Here is a 20,161-nt window from a genome sequence, read left to right as displayed (position 1 = left end):
TAACAAACTCTCTGAAGCAGGTGATCCAATGCAGCTTGGCAAAGACACGGGTATTTCTCTCGGTTTTCTTGCAGGAACGACCTTGGGTAGCGGAATTGCTTTTTTGTTCCAATTTCGAGCATATGAAGTGATCGGAAGTGTTGCGTTTTTCGGTATAATTGGTGCATTGGCCGGACTATGGACTGCGGTAGTTTTACATCACCGCCAGCAATCTGATCCAAAAACGTAATTTCGCAAATAAGAGCCTCGAGCTCTTTTTTTCGTTATAAAATAGTAAGAACAATAAAAAAAGGTTCGAGAGTTTGCCAAAGCAAATCTCCGAACCTTTTTCTCTTCGATGCGGTCGAGAGGACTCGAACCTCCACGGGGGGTTAGCCCACACGGACCTGAACCGTGCGCGTCTGCCAATTCCGCCACGACCGCATAATATGTATCTTCTCATCGTTGATGAAAAGCATTCCGGCTAAGCAATCTCTCGTTTCACCGTAATTAAGAGTATACATGCTCTGGAAGAAGAATGCAATAACTTTTTATTATTCATTTTTATAGGACATATGTCCTTTTTTCAAAAACAAAAACCTCCTATCGTTAGCTCTAAGCAACTGTCCTTCAAGGACAGGCAACCCTATGGATAGAGAGGAATATGAGCAAACCTATGACCATGACACCCGAAGTCATTGAAGAAGGAAAACGAAATATTCACTGGACAGAAATGCATATGCCCCTGCTCGCCGAATTAAAAGCCCGTTTTTCCGAAGAAAAGCCTTTTGCGGGGCTTACCATTGGAATCTGTATTCATGTAGAGCCCAAGACGGCCGTACTATGCAGAACCCTTCAAGCTGGCGGAGCCCATGTTGTATTAACAGGAAGCCCGGGCACAACAAAGGACAGCGTCGCTGCTGCACTCATAGCAGAAGGCATTACCGTATATGGGCAGCGTTCCGATGGACGCACTCAGCATATGCACAATATTCATCGTGTGCTTCAACACCAACCACACCTTTTAATGGATAATGGAGCTGATCTGGCTCGCACCCTCCTTCAGCACTATGACTATACCTCACTCATTGGGGGAACAGAAGAAACCACAACAGGGGCCAATCTGCTGCGTGAGTAAACGGGGCAGTCCATCTCATTCCCAATTATTGTAATTAACGACAGTCCCCTCAAACGGATCATGGAGAATGAACACGGCGTGGGACAGACCATTATCGAAGGGTTCATGCGCACCACGAATCTGATTTTGCCTACAAGACGCTTCGTCATCGTAGGATATGGTACGTGTGGACGCGGAATTGCCAGATATCTGCGCAATTTAGGCAGCCAAGTCATTGTGGTCGAAAATGATCCCATGGCAGGACTTGAAGCTGCTCTGGATGGTTTCCGCGTAGCAAAGCTGGAAGAAACGTTTACTTTTGCCCAGGTCTACATCACGGTGACAGGTCGCCCCAACGCCATATCAATGGCACATATCAGCCAGATGAACGATGGTACGATTCTTGCCAACGCTGGACATTTCTCATGGGAAATGGATCTGGACCGTCTTCGGCAGGAAGCCGAACATATAGAACGTCTAACAGCAGATATCGAGCAGTTCACCCTCACGAATGGCCGTAGGCTCATGCTGCTTACCGAAGGTGAGATGCTTAATCTCGCGGGAGGAAGCGGAAATCCTGCAGAGACGATGGATCTTGGCTTATCCCTTCAGGCTGCTTCCCTGCTCTACCTCGTCCAACATCGCCAGCATCTGGTGAATGGACCACAGCCTGTCCCTCATATCGTCAATACGGAGATTGCAAGCAAGATGCTGTACCATTTGAGCGAGAAACCTGTGTAATTCCCTGGAAATGATACTACAAACCATGAAGGAGAAATGCTTATGACACAAACAAAAATTTGTTTTATCGGTGCTGGATTCCATGCAACCACCAATATTTATCCTTCCGCTATTGAAGCGGGAGCTACCATTCAAGCCATATCCACTCGCAGTATCGAGCGTTCTCAGGCCGCTCTGCTGCGATACGGCAGCACGGGAACAGCCTATGATGATGTGAGCCAAATGCTGCAAAACGAAGATTGTGACGGTGTTATTGTGGTAGCACAACCTCAGGATCAAACGTCTCTTGCCCTCGAATGCATCAAGGCTGGCAAAAATGTCTATGTGGATAAACCACTGGGTTGGACCGCCACAGAAGCTGCTGAAATCGCCAATGCAGCCGAGAAGGCTGGCGTGGTATTAATGGTGGGATTCATGAAGCGTTATGCGCCTATTTATCTGAAACTGAAAGAACAAATTGATGATGGTTCCATGGGCAGAGCACGTTCATTTCAAATGAGGTTTGCCGTGGACAGCACACCCTTCTGCAAGGATGAGGAACAGTTTATGAAACTGGCAGCCATCCACATGGTAGATCTGATGCGTTTTCTTTTCGGAGAAGTACAGCAAGTGACGGGTACCACGATCAAGGACGGAGAACATATCAACCAGAGCATTTCCCTGAAATTCAATAACGGTGTAGTGGGCAGCGCCTACTTTGCAGGCATGAGTGCTTGGTCACGCGAGAGCGAAAGCCTGCTGGTCACATTCGATCACGGTTTTGTATCAGCAGATGAGATTAATACACTTACTATTCACCACTCCCGCACTTCGGACAGCCTCCCTTGGAAGTCTCTTGAAGAGCAGGATACGGTCTTCACACCTTCCGGCTCTCCCATGTCTGGCGCCTACCGTGATCTCTATCTGCGTGGATTTGTAGGCGAGATGGCACACTTCATGGCATGTTGTCACAACAAGGCACTTCCGCATTCGAGTGGCAAGGATAACATTGGAACGATGGCCCTGTGCGACACCATATTGGCTGCGCTGGTCTGACGTATAACCGTTACAGAAAGCGATCGGATTCACACATCAAGAGAAGGGGAAGATTTTATGCTGGACACAGGATTGCTAGTTATTCGGCTTGTCATTGGGTCCCTTATGATGGGTCATGCATGCAAAAAGCTGTTTGGCATGTTTGGCGGTGAAGGCATCTCAGGCACAGCTTCATTTTTTGAAGCAATCGGGCTCAAGCCTGCGAGAGCCCTAGCTGTGTGCGCTGGACTTGCCGAGCTGATTGGCGGATTGTTGTTCGTCGCAGGATTGTGGACCGCAGTTGGGTCGATACTGCTGTTTATACCCATGGCTGTTGCGATCGTGAAAGTACACGCAGGCAAGGGACTATGGAACCTCAATGGAGGATATGAATACAATCTCGTCATCCTTGGCTCTTTGGTCGGGGTGGGACTGGCTGGTGCCGGGGCCTACTCACTTGACGCCTTGATGTAAATTTTTAAACCTGACTTGTTTGTTTATTATTCATCCTCACAAGCCCGTTGTTTCGCATGGCGAAACCGGGCTTTTTGTTGTTTTTCCTTACTCAACTCATTCGGTACCAGGGTTTATAATCCGAATCAGACATGATATGCTTTGAAGAGATTATACACGCATTTTGGGTACGTAGTACTTAAATTGATTCTATACACAATCGCTTACGGAGGGCAGATATATGAAAAAAATTTCAACAGAAGCATGCCTGAAACCCTATGGTTGTGCTGTGGAAGTTACACTTAGTGTCATTGGGGGCAAATGGAAAGGTGCCATTCTGTATCACTTGTTTTCGGGTTCTTTGCGATTCAATGAACTCAGAAAGTTATTTCCGGACATTACGCAGCGAATGCTCACCTTGCAATTAAGAGAATTGGAGAGCAGCGGGATTGTACACCGGGAGATTTACCCTCAAGTACCTCCCAAAGTGGAATACTCGCTTACCCCCTTTGGAGAAACACTGCGTCCAATCATCTACAGCATGCGTGACTGGGGAGAGACATATACAAATGAAGTTCAGGCCAAGTCACAGGAAGTGTAATGGCCAAAAAAGCTGGTCCCTTTCACAAGGGATCAGCTTTTTTGGTGTAATCTATAGAGGATAATACCCGTCTGTTCTGTTACTTTTCGACGGTCTGAATGGTTACGGTACGGTTACGGCCTTCTTCCTTCGCCTGGTACAGCGCATTGTCCGCCAGATGAAACAGTTCCGTGGCAGAGGATGAATGCAGCGGATACTCGGCAATGCCTGCGGAAATGGTTACCGAACGGTCTACCGGCATGATACTTGCCTCAACCGATATGCGAATATACTCGGCGATCTGATAGGCGGTGTCAGACTCGGTGTGTCGAAGCAGGACCACAAATTCTTCCCCGCCAAAGCGGGAACTTACATCCTGCGGACGAACGGCTAACTTGATCAGACCCGCAATATGTTTAAGAACCTGATCTCCAGCGTGATGTCCGTAAGTATCGTTAATGGATTTGAACCGGTCAATATCAATGACAATAATCGAAAATGTTACCTGTTCATCAATCCATTGCTGAATGACTTCTTCAAACGTCCTGCGATTCGTCATACCTGTTAACACATCGGTTCTGGCGTCATAGGTGAGCTGATCCGTTTGTTTGCGGAAATTCGCCAACGCACCCAAAACCGTGCGGGTCAGCAAATCCGCTTCCCGGTTCCAATGAGGCCTCATTGTTGGCAGGTCCACCTTCCCCTGATCCACCTGATGAACGAGGTCCGCCAGATATACAAAAGGACTCGCCAGCTTCCGTGCCACGCGAATGACAATCAGGGTCAGAATGAGAAATGGAACCGAAGTGTACAACAATAACATGCGGATATGCTCATTCAGCTGATCGTACACGGTCTGGGTAGGAGATACGACAACCACACCCCAATCGGTAGCCGGCACCTTCTGATACCCGGCAAGGGAGTCTACGCCCGCCAGATTTTTGTACTGTTCCTTACCTGTTTGATTATCGAGCAATTTCTGCACGACCTCATTTTTACTGATATTTTCGCCAATCCGTTTGGTATCTGGATGAAATAAAAGTGTTCCCTTGGCATCGACAATAAAAAAATATGAGCCATTACTCGTCTTCAATTGACTTCCAAATGATAGGTTCAAAATATTATTTTCCTGCAGAAAAATATTCCCGCCGATCATCCCCTTAAACACTCCCGCAGCATCAAAGATGGGTTCACTTACAAACACAATTCTGCGCTTCGAAAGAGGCGATTGATAGGCTTCCGAAATATAGGATGCTCTCGATTCAAAAGCTTTCTTTGCAGCATTAGAGCTAATCTGCATTCCAATGTTTTTATTAGAATAAGGTGATGCGCTACGAATGACTCCCTTGTCGTCCACTAAAGTGACTGAATTAAAAAAGTTACTGCTGCTGCGAATCAATTCCAGCGTCGAATCCAATTTTTCCGTATCCGAATAGTCCATTTGCGGAAAATAGTCTGCAGCATATTTCAAGCTGTTTTGCATGGACTGGAATAGCGAATCCAGTGTCTGACTCATTTGCGCTGCGCTCGAATAGTTGAGAGATAAGGTATTATCAATGAGTGACTGCTTCTGAGATGTATAGGATGAAATAAACATGATGGTTAATGTCATCAGCACCGAAATGGAGACTAGTCCACTGAGCAGGGCGGTAAGACTGATTTTCTTGATGTTTCTTACTTTTCCCTGCAATCTGGATGCTTTGTTCTCTGCGATCATTAGTGCTTCCCCCGGATTTCCATGAAAAGGCATATTCCTTCTATTCTAAACGAAAGGTATTATGAATGTATGAATTTTGTGTGAATTTTTTTACATTTTCTTCAATTAACATTGATAACTCCATGCCAAATATAAAATAAGGCGTTTGCCTTCTCCAACTTACTCAAAGTTCATCCACGATGATATAACCTTCTCCAGGCTCCTGCTCCACGAAGCCAGCCATGAACCTCGATTGGAAATCAATGGGCGCGCTGCTGCCCACCAGGATGCGATTTTGGATCTCTTCCTGCGTTTCTGTGGGCAGTGCAAAAGAACGTGTGTAAGCAAACTGTTCCGCCAGCGTTGCATATATGGCGTTTACCAGTCTGTCATTGCCCGCACGCCCGAAAACATTCAAGAGTATGCTTCCTCCAGACCGAAGCCTGTCCTGAACCATGGCAAAAAAAGATCTGGAGGTAAACTGCATGGGTGTCCCCGTTGCAGTAAAGGCATCGACAATAATATAATCATACATTCCGGATGGTTCCTGCTGCAGCAGCTCCCGACCATCTCCCACCATGACCTCACTGCCTTTGTATCCAAATAAAGTTTTGCTTAGTTCAACCACTTCTTCGTCCAGCTCGGCGATCTTAACAAGGCGGTTCGACAGGTAAGTCGACAGGGTACCGATTCCATGCCCCACCACAAAAACAGTTTCGTAATCAGGATGATTCCGTTCCATTAGATGAACCATCGCTCTTGGGTATTCAAGAAGCATTCGTGAAGGCTTTTCCAGATCCATAGCCCCCTGCACTGCCTCATTCGAAAACTCCAAAACCCTAAAACGCCCCTTCTCCCCATAAAGCTTGGTTGTGTCATATACGGTTAACGCATGCTGTTCACTCATATTACGATATAAAACCTTCACCAACCGTTCTCCTCTCATTCCATTCCACTACTCCTAAATATACTATTTTTCATTATACCAACTCTTTAGAGCCATACTCCATTAAAATGACAAAAAAACCATTCCCGGTTACCCGGAAATGGTCTATATTCAGCGCCTGAGCTCAACCCAGGTATAAAATTTTTTCCAATTTTATCTGCAAAATATTAGGATTATTAGCCTGTATGCCCTGTGCAATCAAGATTCTATGGCCTCATGCAGGGCTTTGACATACTCCACACCAAGATTGGAGAGAGAGGTGCTTTTGTGGCTAATCCAGCCCACATTGATCGTCTCCTCACATTCCAATGGAACAGGGATAATCTCATTTCCATTCAAGTCTGCACTGAGAACACCTGTTGAGATTGTGTAACCGTTCAGACCAATGAGCAAATTAAACAATGTTGCCCGGTCATTGACCTGGATGCTCTTGGGATGGGATAACGTACTCAGAATCTCTTCGGAAAAATGAAATGAATTGTATTCCCCTTGGTCAAATGACAGGTAAGGATAATCCTGAAGCTGCTCAATCGCTACGGATTCTTGCTTAGCCAGCGGGTTCTTTACGCTGATGAAAATATGCGGTTTAGCCGTGAACAGGCTAGTGAACACCAGTCCAGCATCTTTTAACAATTTGTTAATTACCTTGGCATTGAACTCGTTCAAATACAGGATCCCGATTTCACTTCGCAGGCTCTTTACATCCTGGATAATTTCATATGTCTTGGTCTCCCTCAGAGCCAGCTCGTATTCATCTTGTCCATACTGCTGCACCAGACGTACAAAGGCATTAACTGCAAACGCATAATGCTGGGTTGATACCGAGAAATGCTGCGGAGAGGGCTTGGCATTCAGATAACGATTCTCCAGCAGTTCAGCCTGTTCTACGACCTGACGGGCATAACTGAGGAATTCCACCCCTTCTTTGGATAACGAAATCCCCTTATTTGTACGTTCAAAAATGGTAATGCGCATCTCCTGTTCCAAATCGCGAATGGCGTTCGACAGGCTGGGCTGAGAAATAAATAGCCGTTTGGCTGCTTCATTCATGGAGCCGCGCGTGGCAACTTCAATCACATACTTTAATTGTTGCAGAGTCAACGTGTTATTCCTCTTTTCGTATAATTGATTCTATTATATACCAAAAGAGTCTCTGCCTTAAGCCAGACTTGCAGTTGGTCTGACGACAATTTCATTGACATCCACCTCAGCCGGTTGGCTGATGGCATACAAGATGCTGTGGGCGATGGCTGATGCCGGGATGGATACACGCCGATAATCTTTCATCAGCTCACGCGCTTCTGTATCCGAGATGGTCTCGGCCAGTTCCGATTCGGTCACCCCTGGGGAAATGAGGGTTACCCGAATATCTCCACCCACTTCCTGACGCAGGCCCTCCGTGATCGCACGGACCGCGTATTTGGTTGCGCAATATACGGATGCCGTTGGTGAAACGGTATAAGCACCAATGGAAGCCAAATTGATGAATTGGCCACTACTCTGTTTTCTCATTACTGGCAAGCCGGCCGCAATCCCGTGCAGTACTCCCCGAACATTGACATCGATCATCCGATTCCATTCGTCTACTTTTAACGCTTCAAGAGGGGAAAGAGGCATCACGCCTGCATTGTTAATAACAACATCCAGACGCCCGAAGCGAGTAAGCGCCAAATCCATAATACTCTGCATTTCCTCCAGCCGGGTAACATCCAATGCCTGAAACTCCACAGAACCCCCCTCTGAACGAATTGAGGAAGCCAGTGCCTGCAAACGCTCGACACGTCTTGCTCCAATGACCACATGCGCTCCTTGCTGTGCCAACAAACGGGCCGCAGCCTCCCCAATTCCGCTGCTCGCCCCCGTAATGACAACAACTTTTCCTTTGATATTAAACATGTGTAATCTCTCCTTCATATTGGTTATCGTTTAATTCCCTGTACAAAACCATGCCTGCATGATACAAAATGCCGTTTATGAAATCTCCATCCGCTGTAAATCCGGTATCGTCCACATATTCAATATGGTCTCCTGCGACCACATAACTCCCTTGGTATGCACTTTGCCTTTGACCTCTGGCTTCATCATATCGCCCGTTCGGGAGCAGCTCGTGCCGGATATAACCGTCCTTCGTTACCCACATGCCAACATAAGGGTGGCTATTCTCCTGTCTGCTAACTGATGGATTGTGTTTCATCTTCCTGCCTCCTCTCTGTTCTGCATAAGCTTCAATTGCTTATCCTCATTATGGAGGAGATCACATCCTACCCGATAGAAGAATCCAGCAGTAATCTTGCCTATTCCTCCAGGACATTCTAGAATAACAGAAGAAGATTCACGAAAGGAGGATGTATACTCCATGCTTTCATCATTAGAGACGGATAACCATGTCACACGGCAGCAGCAGGAAATGGCTCATCTTATCGAGCGTTTTACTCCAAATGACGGGATTCATCCCACAGCCATTCCATCGCTTTCTTTGATCCGTGCCTCGGAGATTTCCGAGCCCATATATTCCGTTCACCAACCTGCTCTCTGCATTGTTGCTCAAGGCTCCAAATTAGTCATACTCGGCCGGGAAAGCTACACCTACGACCTGACACAATATTTGGTAGCTTCCGTAAACTTGCCTATTTCAGGACAGGTTGTTCAGGCTTCTTCAGAGAAGCCCTATCTATGTATGCGTCTTGATTTTGACTCTGGACAGATTTTCGATCTAATACAGGATGCTGCTTCTTTACAATCCAAACCCGACAATGCAACGCAGCGAGGATTATTTGTCAGCTCCACCAAGCTTTCACTTCTCGAAGCGGCTGTTCGATTGATTCGACTGCTCGACACACCTGATGACATTCCTGTACTTGCCCCCCTGTTCATCCGTGAGATGCTGTATCGAATTATTCAGGATGAACACGGACATTCCATTAAACAGTTTGCGGTTCAAAACAGTCACGCCCAGCACATTGCCAAGGTAATTGAAGTCATCCAATCCGAATATGACAAACCCCTGCGGGTTGAGCAGCTTGCGGATATGATTAATATGAGTTCTTCCTCCCTTCATTATCATTTCAAAGCCATCACCACCATGAGCCCTATACAATTCCAGAAACAGATCCGATTGCAGGAAGCCAGGCGCATGCTGATTGCAGGTACGACCGATGCAGCCAATGCGGCGTTTCAGGTTGGATATGAGAGCCCTTCGCAATTCAGCAGGGAATATGCCCGAATGTATGGCCTGCCCCCAAAAAGCGATATCAAACGTCTTCGTCATGCTCTGCAAATCGAAAGTTAAAAGAAATGAAAAAACCCACGTCTTCAAGACGAGGGTTTTCGAGTTCAACGGAACGTGGCGATCAGAGGAACATGTTCTTTTTTTCAAATACAGACATCTGCTTTTCTGCGGTTAGAGTGCATTCGTCCGGATACATGCTCCGCTTGTCCAGCTTCTCATCGATAAAATCGACTACCTGCTGCAGCGAGGCAATCTGAGCTTCTATTTTCATTCGATGATTCACCAGCATCTCACGCTCTTCTGGAAAGTCCTCAAGATCCGAATCCATCGACATATGCAAGTATGGCTTCATCTCCTCGAGAGACATGCCTGTCTTCTTCAGACAGCTAATGAGCTTCATGGTTCGAATATCCTCTTGCCGATATACCCGGTGCCTATTAGCCTTCCGATCGGCCCGTGGCAGAAGCTCAATCTTCTCATAATATCGAATGGTATCTTCCGATAACCCAGCCTTCTCTGCTGTTTCCTTAATGGAATACAATACCTCACCACTCACCCGCATCTGCCTCCTTCTTCCTCATACCTCCATCATACAACTTGGAGTCAGCTCCAAGTCAAGGCGAATACATCCCAAAATTAAACAGCGATTTCAGACCGAAAAATGTTTCAATCCAGGTGCTTGACTTGGAGTCGACTCCAAATTATAGACTGAACACAACATACAGATTCGTTCTGTAATTCCCATCCTTTGGAGGTATCTATGAATACACAAAACAAGCTTCACACCGCTCTGATTACAGGCTCTACCTCAGGAATCGGTCTTGAACTGACCCGCATGTTATTGGTTGAAGGATGGCAGGTTATTGGCCTCAACCGCTCACTTTTTCCGGCAGAGCAAGGCGATATCCAAAATGCATTACGTTCAGGTCAGCTTCGGTTGGTTCAGGCTAATCTGACCAACTATGAAAGCCTAAGAATTGCGCTCGATCAGATTAAGTCCGAGACTGATTCGATTGACGCCTTGTTTAATAATGCAGGAGGCAGTGCTTCCGAGCTTCGTTACTCTGACCAGGGGCATGAAATGCATTTTGAATTGCAAACCGTGGTACCTTACATCATTTACAAGGAATTATACGGACTGCTGCTCAAAGGACAACTGAAAACAGTCGTTAACACTTCAACCAGTGCGTTCAACATGCTAAAACGATTTGATCTGAATATTCTGGAACGTCCGACCGAATTCAAGAAGCTGTTTGGTCCATATGCCACTTCGAAGCTTGGTCTCTCTTTATGGACACATGAGGCAGCAGCCGATGCAGCTAAGACAGACGGTATTCGTCTTCTGAGTGTAGACCCTGGAGGAAACAATACTTTACGCGGCAACAAAAAATCCGGTCTGCCCTTTTACATCAAGCCCATCATGAAACTGTTCTTTCCTCATCCAAGTCATGGCGCTTCCCTGCTCTACAATGGAGGATTTTCATCAACTAGACACGAGCCAGGTACGTTTCTGATTAAAAACAAAGCGAAATCACTTCGTTTCAAAGAACACGGCGCTGCAGTTTTAAACAGAGTCCACGAGATCTATGAGCAAGAATTTCTACATACAGTACCTGTAGGAAGTGGACATCAAAAAAGCAATTAATATCTGGAAATGCTTTGCTTCAGCAAGCAACATTCTCCCCGTGCTCGTCACGGGGTTTTCTCCGTTCAAATTTTGCTCTCTGTCGGATCACTCTCTTCCTCCAGGTCCTCAATTAAACTTCGAGTATCCAACTGCTCATAGAAACGTGTCAAATCCAGCACAAATCTCTTTAAAAATTCAAGCTCCATTTTGTTATATTGCCCCAGAAAACGGAGGAATTGATTTTCAACCTTCACGTGCAGATCGGCATGAACATGAAACAGCTTTTTGCCTGGTGATGTCAGCCTGAAATAAATCTCCTTTTTGTTGTCATTTAACTGTGTTTTTCGAAGCCATCCTTGCTTCAGCAGTTTATGGGCCACTTTGGAGGTGTTGCCCTTGCTCAGCTCCATCCGTTCAGCTATCGAGGTCAGATTAATGGGTTCGTGTTCACCAATACACGCAATTACATGCACATCCGTCATGTTCAAAGCTGCTTCTGATGATACAGTCTTACGAACAATATCCATGAGAAATAGATTTTCCTGGTCATCCTTTTGTTCTTTTTGATGCAAAAGCTTAATAAACAATCCATAAATGTAACGCAGATCCGTCTGTTCATGATCCATAGTTTTCCCCAACCTTTTCTCGTCTCGGTCTATTATGCAAGCCAGGCTTGAATAACATACATTATACACCATGATTGGTTTCACTGGAAACAATATGATCAGGATTGATACGATTTATATCACACTTCTGTTCCAGGACTACAGCAAGGTGAGCTTTTGTTCAGCAGAGGTGCGCGACTTGGGTTTCGGCGTTTTATCGAAGTACCCCATATGCAACACACCAACTACTCGCTCATCTGTCTTCACGCTTAGACCTTCGCAAAAAATGGGGGAATGAATGTATTCCATCGTGGACCAAATCATACCTAGGCCCTGTTCCCAGGCAAGCAGTTGAAAGTTCTGAATAACGCAGCTTACAGCCGCATAGTCTTCTTCCTGCTTATGTTGATCCTTTTCATTTTTCATTACCACAATAAGGTGCGCAGGCATGTGGCTGAACTTCTTTTTCAGCGCCTGCTGCAGTTTGCCGGGCATCAGCTTCATCAATTTCATGTTTTGCACCGATTCCAGCATCAGACTGGCCACCTGTTCTTTTGCTTCTGCACGCTCGGCGAGAATAAAACGCCATGGTTCTCGCATGCCATGATTAGGTGCCCAGACCGCATCATTAAGCAATTGAATTATTAAGTCCGTGGACACCGGTTGTGTATTGAAGCTGCGGATACTTCGTCGAGAACGAATCGTATCGGCTATTGTCATATGAACTTCCCCATTTCCGAATAAGGTTGTATTCCCACTTGCAAATTAATTGTTTCATATGAAACAATATTAGGGTACTATGATATGCTGTGCACGTCAATCCTTAAGTGCCAACTACAACAGCGAATGTCAGAAACGTCTTCATCACCGTCCATGTCTTGAGTGTCTGTGGCACAGACAAGTCCATTGATCCAGCCTTTCCCCTGTCCTTCATAATATCCAGGCCCTGATTCATAGAATATGATTGACGACCAGTCTGACCAGCATGATCTGAACTGGAGGGATAAACGAATGACAAAAGGATCACAACATAACGGTAAACTGCTCATTGTTCCACAACCGATCCGGCAAGACGGAGCCGGCGGACCCGATATGGGCCCGCGTGATGTCATGAGAGACCGTGAAAATCCGGATATGCTGGTTCCTCCCGCAACAGACTCGGGACTGATGCCCAATCTGAAAATGTCTTTTTCCGATACCCATATGCAGTTAAACCATGGTGGCTGGTCACGTGAAATAACGGTACGAGATCTGCCGATTGCCACGACACTGGCTGGAGTAAATATGAGCTTGACTCCGGGCGGCGTGCGCGAACTTCATTGGCATCAACAGTCCGAATGGGCGTATATGATCTGGGGTACGGCAAGAATTACGTCCATCGATCAGGATGGCCGCAATTTTATCGCCGATGTCGGGCCTGGTGACCTGTGGTTTTTCCCCAAAGGTCTGCCCCATTCCATTCAAGGACTGGAAGAGGGCTGTGAATTTTTGCTTGTTTTTGATGACGGAGCCTTCTCCGATCTTAACACTCTTTCGATCTCCGACTGGTTTGCTCACACCCCCTCAGAGGTTTTGTCTGTCAATTTTGGTGTGCCAGAGTCTGCGTTTCAATCCCGACCGGCAGATCAGGTTTATATTTTCCAAGATCAGGTCCCTGATTCTGTCGCAAGTCAGGAAGTTCCGTCACCCTACGGTACCGTCCCACTCTCATTCAAACATCGCCTCCTCGCTCAGGAACCCCTGATTACGCCAGGGGGAAGCGTGCGCATCGTCGATTCCACCAACTTCCCCATCTCCACAACCATTGCCGCTGCGCTGGTCGAGATTAAACCTGGTGGCATGCGTGAAATGCACTGGCATCCAAATGCAGATGAATGGCAGTACTATCTGACAGGGCAAGGAAGAATGACCGTATTTGGGGGGAACGGCACTGCACGCACATTCAATTACAGAGCCGGAGATGTAGGGTATGTTCCGGTTGCCATGGGACACTATGTTCAGAATACAAGCACAGAAACCCTGTGGTTTTTGGAGATTTTTAGAAGTGACCGCTTCGAGGACATTTCGTTGAATCAGTGGATGGCACTCACGCCTCGTGAGCTTGTCCGTGACAATCTGCACGCTTCCTCCGAGCTGCTTAAGGCGCTACGTAAAGTCAAGTGGCCTGTCGTTTAATTTGGTATGGACCTCTATCAAATGGCTCCATACGGGGTAATTCTCAGAGAGTCACAATATGATAGGAGGAATATGTTGATGAGAGCCGTTACTTTTCAAGGGACCAAGGATATTCAGGTGAAACAGGTTGAAGATCCGAGACTGCAACAAAAGGATGACATTATCGTGCGTATTACTTCCACCGCCATATGTGGATCAGATCTTCATATTTATCAGGGAGCATTGCCGGCCGAGAAGGATTATGTCATCGGTCATGAACCGATGGGGATCGTGGAAGAGGTAGGTCCTGAAGTCACACGTGTAAAAAAGGGGGATCGCGTGGTCCTTCCTTTTAACATTTCGTGTGGCGAATGTTTCTATTGCAATCACGACATGGAGAGCCAGTGTGACAATTCTAATGGTAATCCCGATATCCACACCGGTGGTTATTTCGGTTTTACGGAACGATACGGAAATTACCCTGGTGGACAGGCTGAATTTTTGCGCGTGCCGTACGGTAACTTTATGCCGTTCGTGATTCCGGAATCCTGTGAATTGGAAGATGAAGCTCTGCTGTTTCTGTCCGATGTTCTTCCCACCGCTTACTGGAGTGTGGAAAATGCCGGTGTTAAACCAGGAGATACCGTAACTGTGCTTGGGAGCGGACCAATTGGCCTGATGACGCAGAAGTTTGCCTGGATGAAAGGCGCCAAGCGGGTTATTGCAGTTGATCGGCTCCCGTATCGTTTGGAAAAAGCCAAACGCATGAATGATGTGGAAGTCTTCAATTTTGAAAATCATGATGATATGGGTGCACATATCCGCGAGATTACGGGCGGAGGTACCGATGTGGTGATCGACTGTGTCGGCATGGACGGCAAGAAATCCACTTTGGAGGAGATCGGGCAGAAGCTGAAACTTCACGGCGGGGCACTGAGTGCCATTGAAATCGGCATGAAAGCCGTTCGCAAGTTTGGTACATTGCAGCTTACTGGTGTGTATGGCTCGTCCTACAACATGTTCCCGCTCGGAAGTATGTTTGAACGCAATATTAATCTTAAAATGGGACAGGCACCTGTCATTCACTATATGCCGGAATTGTTCCGCAAAATTACTGCAGGTGAGTTCGATCCGACCGAAATTGTCTCCCATCGCATTGCACTCGAAAATGCCAGTGAGGCATACCGGATATTCAACGATCATGAAGACGAATGTACTAAAGTTGTGCTGAAACCTTAATGAATGATCCCAATGAAAAAGGCAGGTGCGCCATTTACAGGTGCATCTGCCCTTTTGGTTGTTGTTTTTCCTGTGCAAACGGATGAAAAATGTCTCTGTTATCATTGCCCGCATACTACGGCTATCTCGCTTTTGACGCCTGAATGAGTACACTCTCTCCCCCGAAGCTCTCAAGTTTGCCTGGTAATACCTCTTCAAACCTAAAAAACTTTTTAATCACCGAAGGTGCACAGAGCATGCTTGCTTCAAGCTCTCTTCCATCTGCTTCCGGCAGTCCGGCACGCTTGCACCAGTCTTCAAAGATAAAGCTTTTCTCAAAGGAAATCATCGTTCCCACTTGATATTCCGCAATCTCTATCATCCGAATCCACTCCGACTTGCGCCACGCACGAACATGACTGGGATCCCGGCGCTTCTCCACTTCATTGTAAAATTGATCATATTCATCACGCTCAGGTGCCACGTTGTCAATCAATAACAGCCTGCCACCTGGTTTCGTTACTCGGTACGCCTCAGATAGAAAAGACGGCACATCCGGAAAATGATGCGCGGCAATCCGGCAGGTGACAATGTCAAAGACATCATCATTAAACGGCAAATGCTCTGCATCTCCCGGCACAAACTTCACATTTTGATGCCCCTTCTCCCGAATAAAGCCTTCAGCCACCTGAAGCATCTCTTCGGTTAAATCCAGTGCAGTTACCTGCTGAACAAGTGGTGCCAATGCGCACGCAACATGTCCTCCTCCAGTTGCTATATCAAGTACCTGCATATTTGGACTTGCTTGGGATGAAGCCACCAGTAAATCAAGATCCTCACCTTTTGCATGTCCAGGACTGGTCACATACTTCTCGGCATTTTTGCCAAATTGTTTTTGTACTTGTCCTTTCGCTGCATCATTCGTCAACATGCTTCCTCCTTGCCAAATGTTCCGATACATGAAACATCGTTTCAAAAGTTAAATTATTGTAACCATTTTAACACAGATTGCTGCTCAGCGAAAATAAAAAAGCATCTCCTGAATGAAGCCCACTCAGGAAATGCCTTGTTACCATTAAATTAATCTTTCATTATTTCACAAGGGTCGGTGACTTCTTCCACAATCCCAGAATCAGACCGGAGATCACTGCACCAATCGCAACGGCGAGCAAGAACAGCATAGCATGATTGGCCAAAGCTGCTACGAAGATTCCACCATGTGGTGCTGGTACGTTAATGCTCCAGAGCTGTGTGAGACCGCCTGCAACAGCCGAACCAATGATACAGGATGTCAGTACACGCAGCGGATCAGCAGCAGCGAATGGAATTGCGCCTTCCGTAATGAAGGATAAGCCGAGTACATAGTTAGTCAAGCCCGATTTGCGTTCTTGCTCCGTGAATTTGGATTTGAAGAACGTTGAAGCCAGAGCGATGGCCAGAGGTGGCACCATACCGCCTGCCATAACGGCAGCCATCCAGGCACCGTCCGTATTGCCACTTGATGTGAACACACCAATCGCAAAGGTATAGGCTGCCTTATTGAACGGCCCACCCATATCAATGGACATCATGCCACCAAGCAGCAAGCCAAGCAATACGGCATTTCCTGTTCCCAGATTTCCAAGTGCATCTACAAGCCATGTGTTAAGTGAGCCAAAGATCGGATCAAAGATATAGTAACTGATTGCACCAACAATGAGCAATCCAAACACGGGATACAACAGAATTGGTTTCAAACCGTCAATGGCTTTCGGCAATCCTTTAAACAATTTACGCAAACCAATAACCACATAACCTGCCAGGAAACCGGCAGCAAGTCCGCCAAGGAAACCAGCATTGGAGTTAACCGCCATCAATCCACCAACCATACCCGGCATCAGAGCTGGGCGATCACCGATACTCATGGCAATAAATCCGGCCAGTACTGGAATCAGGAAGTGGAACGCACCCGTTCCGCCACCAATGGTCTGCAGCAGTTGGAAGAGGGGATTATCCTCGCCTGCAAGCTGTTCGATCAGGAAAGAGATTGCGAGCAGAATTCCGCCACCCACGACAAACGGAAGCATGTGCGAAATCCCGTTCATCAAATCCTTATAAATCTTGCTGCCTACGCTCATTTTGCCCGCACTAGATCCATCTTCCTTAACGCTACTTCCGCCTTGGCTGCGATAGATTGGAGCATCTCCATTCACTGCTTTGCGAATCAGCTCTTCAGACTTGCGAATACCATCGCTTACCGGTCTTTGCAATACCGGTTTACCGTCAAATCGGGCCATCTCCACATTTTTGTCCGCGGCCACGATAACACCTTTGGCACGAGCGATCTCGTCTGGAGTCAAAACATTCTGGGCTCCCTCGGAACCATTCGTTTCAACGCGAATATTAATGCCCATTTCCTGAGCTTTCTTTTTAAGTGCATCTTCAGCCATAAAGGTGTGTGCAATCCCTGTTGGGCAAGCCGTAACGGCAACTACGAAATCCTCAGAATTCTCATTTCCAACAATCACACCAGGAGCTTGCGTTGTAGAACTGGCCTCGCTTGCTGCTTTTGCAGCCTTTTCAGCTTTGGCTTTCTCCTTGGCAGCTTCTTGCTTCGCTGCTTCCTCCTGCTTCGCATCAAATAGTGCACTCACTTCTGCAGGCGTATCTGTACTCATTAGTTGAGCGATGAAATCGCTATCAATCAGCAGCCTGGAAAGAGCAGCTAGTGTGCGCAGATGAGTATTACCCGCACCTTCAGGCGCAGCAATCATGAAGAATATATGAGCAGGCTCATCATCAAGCGCTGCAAAATCAAGTCCTTTTCTGCTTTTCGCAAATACAACTGTTGGTTCATTCACGGCAGAAGTCTTGGCATGGGGCATTGCAATACCGCCACCAATCCCAGTGCTGGATTCTGCTTCTCGTTTATAGATCATTTCCTTGAACAGAACCGGATCATTAATGCGTCCACTTTTATTCAGGCTTGCAATGAGTTCATCAATGGCTTCATCTTTGGTTGTGGCTTGCAGGTCCATGATCATCGTTTCCTGGATCATCAGGTCTGTTATTCTCATGTGTTACACTCCCTTAAGTTCAGTCGGCCTGCACTCCGCAGGCCGGATTATATTTACAATTGGATTGCACTGAAATTTGGTTCTACATTTTGGTAATGGTGACCTGGCTTCTCAGCTCCTCAATAAATTCGCGTGTTGCGAGATCATCGGAGAAAGCCGTTGCACTTCCCGATGCGACTCCTGTACGGAATGCTTCAAGGATGTCTCCGTTCAATACATAGGTGCCTACGAATCCTCCAATCATGGAATCTCCAGCCCCAACCGAATTTTTCACAATGCCTTTTGGAACATTCGCATGATAAACATCCGATCCGGTAATGAACAGCGCTCCTTCTCCAGCCATGGAGATTAACACTTGCTTGGCCCCCGCTTCCAGCAGCTTGCGACCATACAACACCAGCTCTTCCCGTGTCTCGATGCTTACCCCGAAAAGTTCAGCAAGCTCGTGATGGTTCGGCTTCACCAGTAATGGCTTATGCACGAGTGCTTCCATCAACGCTGGTCCAGTGGTATCAATCACAAACTCTGCACCCGTTTGTTTGCATACCTGGATGAGTCGATCATAAAAATCAGTTCCAAGGGACGGCGGAACACTGCCCGACAGAATGACGATATCCCCTGTTTGCAGGGAGGATAGCTTGTGAAGCAGCTTTTCTGCTTCTTCTGCACGAATAGCTGGGCCAAGCCCGTTAATTTCGGTCTCGTCTCCGTGCTTCAACTTGATATTGATGCGAGTATCATCGGCAATGGTAACGAAATCAGTCTGAATAAGATCCGCCTGCAATTTGTCATTAATGAAGCGGCCTGTGAATCCACCAAGGAATCCAAGCGCCGTGTTACCTGCTCCCAGCTGATTCAGCACACGTGATACATTGATGCCTTTGCCGCCCGGAAGTTTCAAATCCCGGTTCATGCGATTCAAGCCGCCGAGCTTCAGGTCATCCACTTCCACGATGTAATCAATGGAAGGATTAAGCGTTATCGTATATATCATTGTTATCCCTCAATTATTTTAGTTTTCTGCGCAATGACGGGCCGCCAGTGCTCTGGCATCTGCTCCGTAATCAGGTCTGCCTCCTCCAGCTCGAACAATTTGGCAAACGTAATTTCGCCAATTTTGCTCGAATCTGCCAGTACATATGATTTTCCGGACAATTGATGTGCACGCCTCTTAATCAAAGCTTCCTCCGGATCAGGAGTCGTATACCCCATCTCGGGATCCACACCGTTTGTACCAAGGAAACATTTATCAAAACGGAAGTTGTCCATGTTTTGCAACGCGATACTGCCGATTACGGCTTTGGTATGAATTTTCATCATGCCGCCAAGCAAATAACTCTGAATCCGCTTGCTTACCAGCGCTTCCACATGAGACAGGCCGTTGGTTACAACGGTTACATCCTTGGCTTCAATGTAGGGAATCATGGCCAATGTTGTCGTACCTGCATCCAGATAAATGCAATCGCCATTTTCGATCTCCTGTGCAGCCAAACGAGCAATCGTCACCTTTTGTTGAATGTTTTTGGATGTTTTCTCTTCCATGCCCGGTTCCAGTGTCTTCTCATTCATGAGTGCTGCTCCGCCATGTATACGTTTCAGCATCTGACGGCTCTCCAAATCAATTAGATCACGTCTTATCGTTGATTCAGAAGCACCGAGCACGTCGACAAGCTCTTGCAATTTGACAATCCCTTGTTGATGTAAGCGCTCTATAATTGCAGCATATCGTTCTTCAGTCAGCATATT

22 protein-coding genes and 1 tRNA gene are annotated in these 20,161 nt (G+C 46.8%); 10 read left to right on the top strand and 13 right to left on the bottom strand.

Translation table 11 applies throughout. The annotated features are described in order from the left end of the window. The first annotated feature begins 28 nt into the window (after window positions 1-28). The gene (locus tag HP552_RS33870; protein ID WP_175399702.1) at window positions 29-229 is read left to right on the top strand and encodes a hypothetical protein; all 201 of its coding nucleotides are present in this window, start codon (window positions 29-31) and stop codon (window positions 227-229) included. 109 nt (window positions 230-338) lie between these two features. On the opposite strand, the gene HP552_RS33865 is transcribed toward HP552_RS33870, so the two are convergent. Continuing rightward, window positions 339-423, bottom strand: a tRNA-Leu gene (locus tag HP552_RS33865). Window positions 424-643: 220 nt separating this feature from the next. Between HP552_RS33865 and HP552_RS33860 the strand changes: the two genes are divergently transcribed. The 5 genes from HP552_RS33860 (at window position 644) to HP552_RS33840 (ending at window position 3,905) form a co-directional block, all read left to right on the top strand. Continuing rightward, complete coding sequence (locus HP552_RS33860; RefSeq protein ID WP_175399701.1) at window positions 644-1,117, top strand: adenosylhomocysteinase; 474 nt, start codon at window positions 644-646, stop codon at window positions 1,115-1,117. A 78-nt stretch (window positions 1,118-1,195) separates the two neighbouring features. Further along, a complete protein-coding gene (locus HP552_RS33855) occupies window positions 1,196-1,837 on the top strand; it encodes an NAD(P)-dependent oxidoreductase (RefSeq protein ID WP_175399700.1) in 642 nt (213 codons plus the stop codon). A gap of 42 nt (window positions 1,838-1,879) precedes the next feature. Next, the gene (locus HP552_RS33850; RefSeq protein ID WP_175399699.1) at window positions 1,880-2,872 is read left to right on the top strand and encodes a Gfo/Idh/MocA family protein; all 993 of its coding nucleotides are present in this window, start codon (window positions 1,880-1,882) and stop codon (window positions 2,870-2,872) included. Window positions 2,873-2,929: 57 nt separating this feature from the next. Beyond that, entirely contained in the window at window positions 2,930-3,325 is a 396-nt protein-coding gene (locus HP552_RS33845; RefSeq protein WP_175399698.1) for a DoxX family protein, read from the top strand. A 220-nt stretch (window positions 3,326-3,545) separates the two neighbouring features. Then, window positions 3,546-3,905: a winged helix-turn-helix transcriptional regulator gene (locus HP552_RS33840; RefSeq protein ID WP_175399697.1), complete on the top strand. Its 360-nt coding sequence runs from the start codon at window positions 3,546-3,548 to the stop codon at window positions 3,903-3,905. 79 nt (window positions 3,906-3,984) lie between these two features. On the opposite strand, the gene HP552_RS33835 is transcribed toward HP552_RS33840, so the two are convergent. The 5 genes from HP552_RS33835 to HP552_RS33815 all read right to left on the bottom strand — a co-directional run bounded on the left by HP552_RS33835 (window position 3,985) and on the right by HP552_RS33815 (window position 8,720). Further along, entirely contained in the window at window positions 3,985-5,601 is a 1,617-nt protein-coding gene (locus tag HP552_RS33835; protein ID WP_175399696.1) for a sensor domain-containing diguanylate cyclase, read from the bottom strand. A gap of 163 nt (window positions 5,602-5,764) precedes the next feature. Beyond that, window positions 5,765-6,526 (bottom strand): spermidine synthase, encoded by a 762-nt coding sequence (locus tag HP552_RS33830; protein WP_175399695.1) that lies wholly within the window; start codon window positions 6,524-6,526, stop codon window positions 5,765-5,767. A 198-nt stretch (window positions 6,527-6,724) separates the two neighbouring features. Further along, entirely contained in the window at window positions 6,725-7,627 is a 903-nt protein-coding gene (locus HP552_RS33825; protein WP_175399694.1) for a LysR family transcriptional regulator, read from the bottom strand. A 57-nt stretch (window positions 7,628-7,684) separates the two neighbouring features. Further along, window positions 7,685-8,422, bottom strand: a complete 738-nt coding sequence (locus HP552_RS33820; RefSeq protein WP_175399693.1) for an SDR family oxidoreductase — start codon at window positions 8,420-8,422, stop codon at window positions 7,685-7,687. Next, window positions 8,415-8,720: an Atu4866 domain-containing protein gene (locus HP552_RS33815; protein ID WP_175399692.1), complete on the bottom strand. Its 306-nt coding sequence runs from the start codon at window positions 8,718-8,720 to the stop codon at window positions 8,415-8,417. Before HP552_RS33815 ends, HP552_RS33820 begins: the two co-directional genes overlap by 8 nt. 162 nt (window positions 8,721-8,882) lie before the next feature. Between HP552_RS33815 and HP552_RS33810 the strand changes: the two genes are divergently transcribed. Then, window positions 8,883-9,815 carry an AraC family transcriptional regulator gene (locus HP552_RS33810; protein ID WP_175399691.1) on the top strand — a complete coding sequence of 311 codons (933 nt, stop codon included), beginning with the start codon at window positions 8,883-8,885 and terminating at the stop codon, window positions 9,813-9,815. A 61-nt stretch (window positions 9,816-9,876) separates the two neighbouring features. On the opposite strand, the gene HP552_RS33805 is transcribed toward HP552_RS33810, so the two are convergent. Further along, on the bottom strand, window positions 9,877-10,311 hold the full coding sequence (locus tag HP552_RS33805; RefSeq protein WP_312884391.1) for a MerR family transcriptional regulator: 435 nt from the start codon (window positions 10,309-10,311) through the stop codon (window positions 9,877-9,879). Window positions 10,312-10,515: 204 nt separating this feature from the next. Between HP552_RS33805 and HP552_RS33800 the strand changes: the two genes are divergently transcribed. Next, window positions 10,516-11,400 (top strand): SDR family NAD(P)-dependent oxidoreductase, encoded by an 885-nt coding sequence (locus HP552_RS33800; RefSeq protein WP_175399689.1) that lies wholly within the window; start codon window positions 10,516-10,518, stop codon window positions 11,398-11,400. 65 nt (window positions 11,401-11,465) lie between these two features. Here HP552_RS33800 and HP552_RS33795 read toward each other — a convergent pair whose 3' ends face one another. Both HP552_RS33795 and HP552_RS33790 read right to left on the bottom strand, forming a co-directional pair. After that, on the bottom strand, window positions 11,466-12,008 hold the full coding sequence (locus tag HP552_RS33795) for a MarR family transcriptional regulator (RefSeq protein WP_175399688.1): 543 nt from the start codon (window positions 12,006-12,008) through the stop codon (window positions 11,466-11,468). Between the two features lie 138 nt (window positions 12,009-12,146). Then, window positions 12,147-12,707 (bottom strand): nitroreductase family protein, encoded by a 561-nt coding sequence (locus tag HP552_RS33790; RefSeq protein ID WP_175399687.1) that lies wholly within the window; start codon window positions 12,705-12,707, stop codon window positions 12,147-12,149. Between the two features lie 291 nt (window positions 12,708-12,998). On the opposite strand from HP552_RS33790, the gene HP552_RS33785 reads away from it, so the two are divergent. Both HP552_RS33785 and HP552_RS33780 read left to right on the top strand, forming a co-directional pair. Continuing rightward, on the top strand, window positions 12,999-14,162 hold the full coding sequence (locus tag HP552_RS33785; RefSeq protein ID WP_175399686.1) for an oxalate decarboxylase family bicupin: 1,164 nt from the start codon (window positions 12,999-13,001) through the stop codon (window positions 14,160-14,162). A 78-nt stretch (window positions 14,163-14,240) separates the two neighbouring features. Next, window positions 14,241-15,380 carry a zinc-dependent alcohol dehydrogenase gene (locus HP552_RS33780; protein WP_175399685.1) on the top strand — a complete coding sequence of 380 codons (1,140 nt, stop codon included), beginning with the start codon at window positions 14,241-14,243 and terminating at the stop codon, window positions 15,378-15,380. 121 nt (window positions 15,381-15,501) lie between these two features. Here HP552_RS33780 and HP552_RS33775 read toward each other — a convergent pair whose 3' ends face one another. The 4 genes from HP552_RS33775 to HP552_RS33760 form a co-directional block, all read right to left on the bottom strand. Beyond that, window positions 15,502-16,290, bottom strand: a complete 789-nt coding sequence (locus tag HP552_RS33775; RefSeq protein WP_175399684.1) for a class I SAM-dependent methyltransferase — start codon at window positions 16,288-16,290, stop codon at window positions 15,502-15,504. A gap of 160 nt (window positions 16,291-16,450) precedes the next feature. Then, on the bottom strand, window positions 16,451-18,415 hold the full coding sequence (locus HP552_RS33770) for a PTS fructose transporter subunit IIABC (protein WP_175399683.1): 1,965 nt from the start codon (window positions 18,413-18,415) through the stop codon (window positions 16,451-16,453). 82 nt (window positions 18,416-18,497) lie between these two features. Beyond that, entirely contained in the window at window positions 18,498-19,409 is a 912-nt protein-coding gene (gene pfkB, locus HP552_RS33765) for a 1-phosphofructokinase (protein WP_175399682.1), read from the bottom strand. Window positions 19,410-19,411: 2 nt separating this feature from the next. After that, entirely contained in the window at window positions 19,412-20,158 is a 747-nt protein-coding gene (locus tag HP552_RS33760) for a DeoR/GlpR family DNA-binding transcription regulator (protein WP_175399681.1), read from the bottom strand. Window positions 20,159-20,161: the final 3 nt, after the last annotated feature.

It is taken from the genome of Paenibacillus xylanilyticus (genome assembly GCF_013359935.1).
GTDB classification, from domain to species: domain Bacteria; phylum Bacillota; class Bacilli; order Paenibacillales; family Paenibacillaceae; genus Paenibacillus; species Paenibacillus xylanilyticus.
This window is presented reverse-complemented; position numbering and strand designations above follow the sequence as displayed.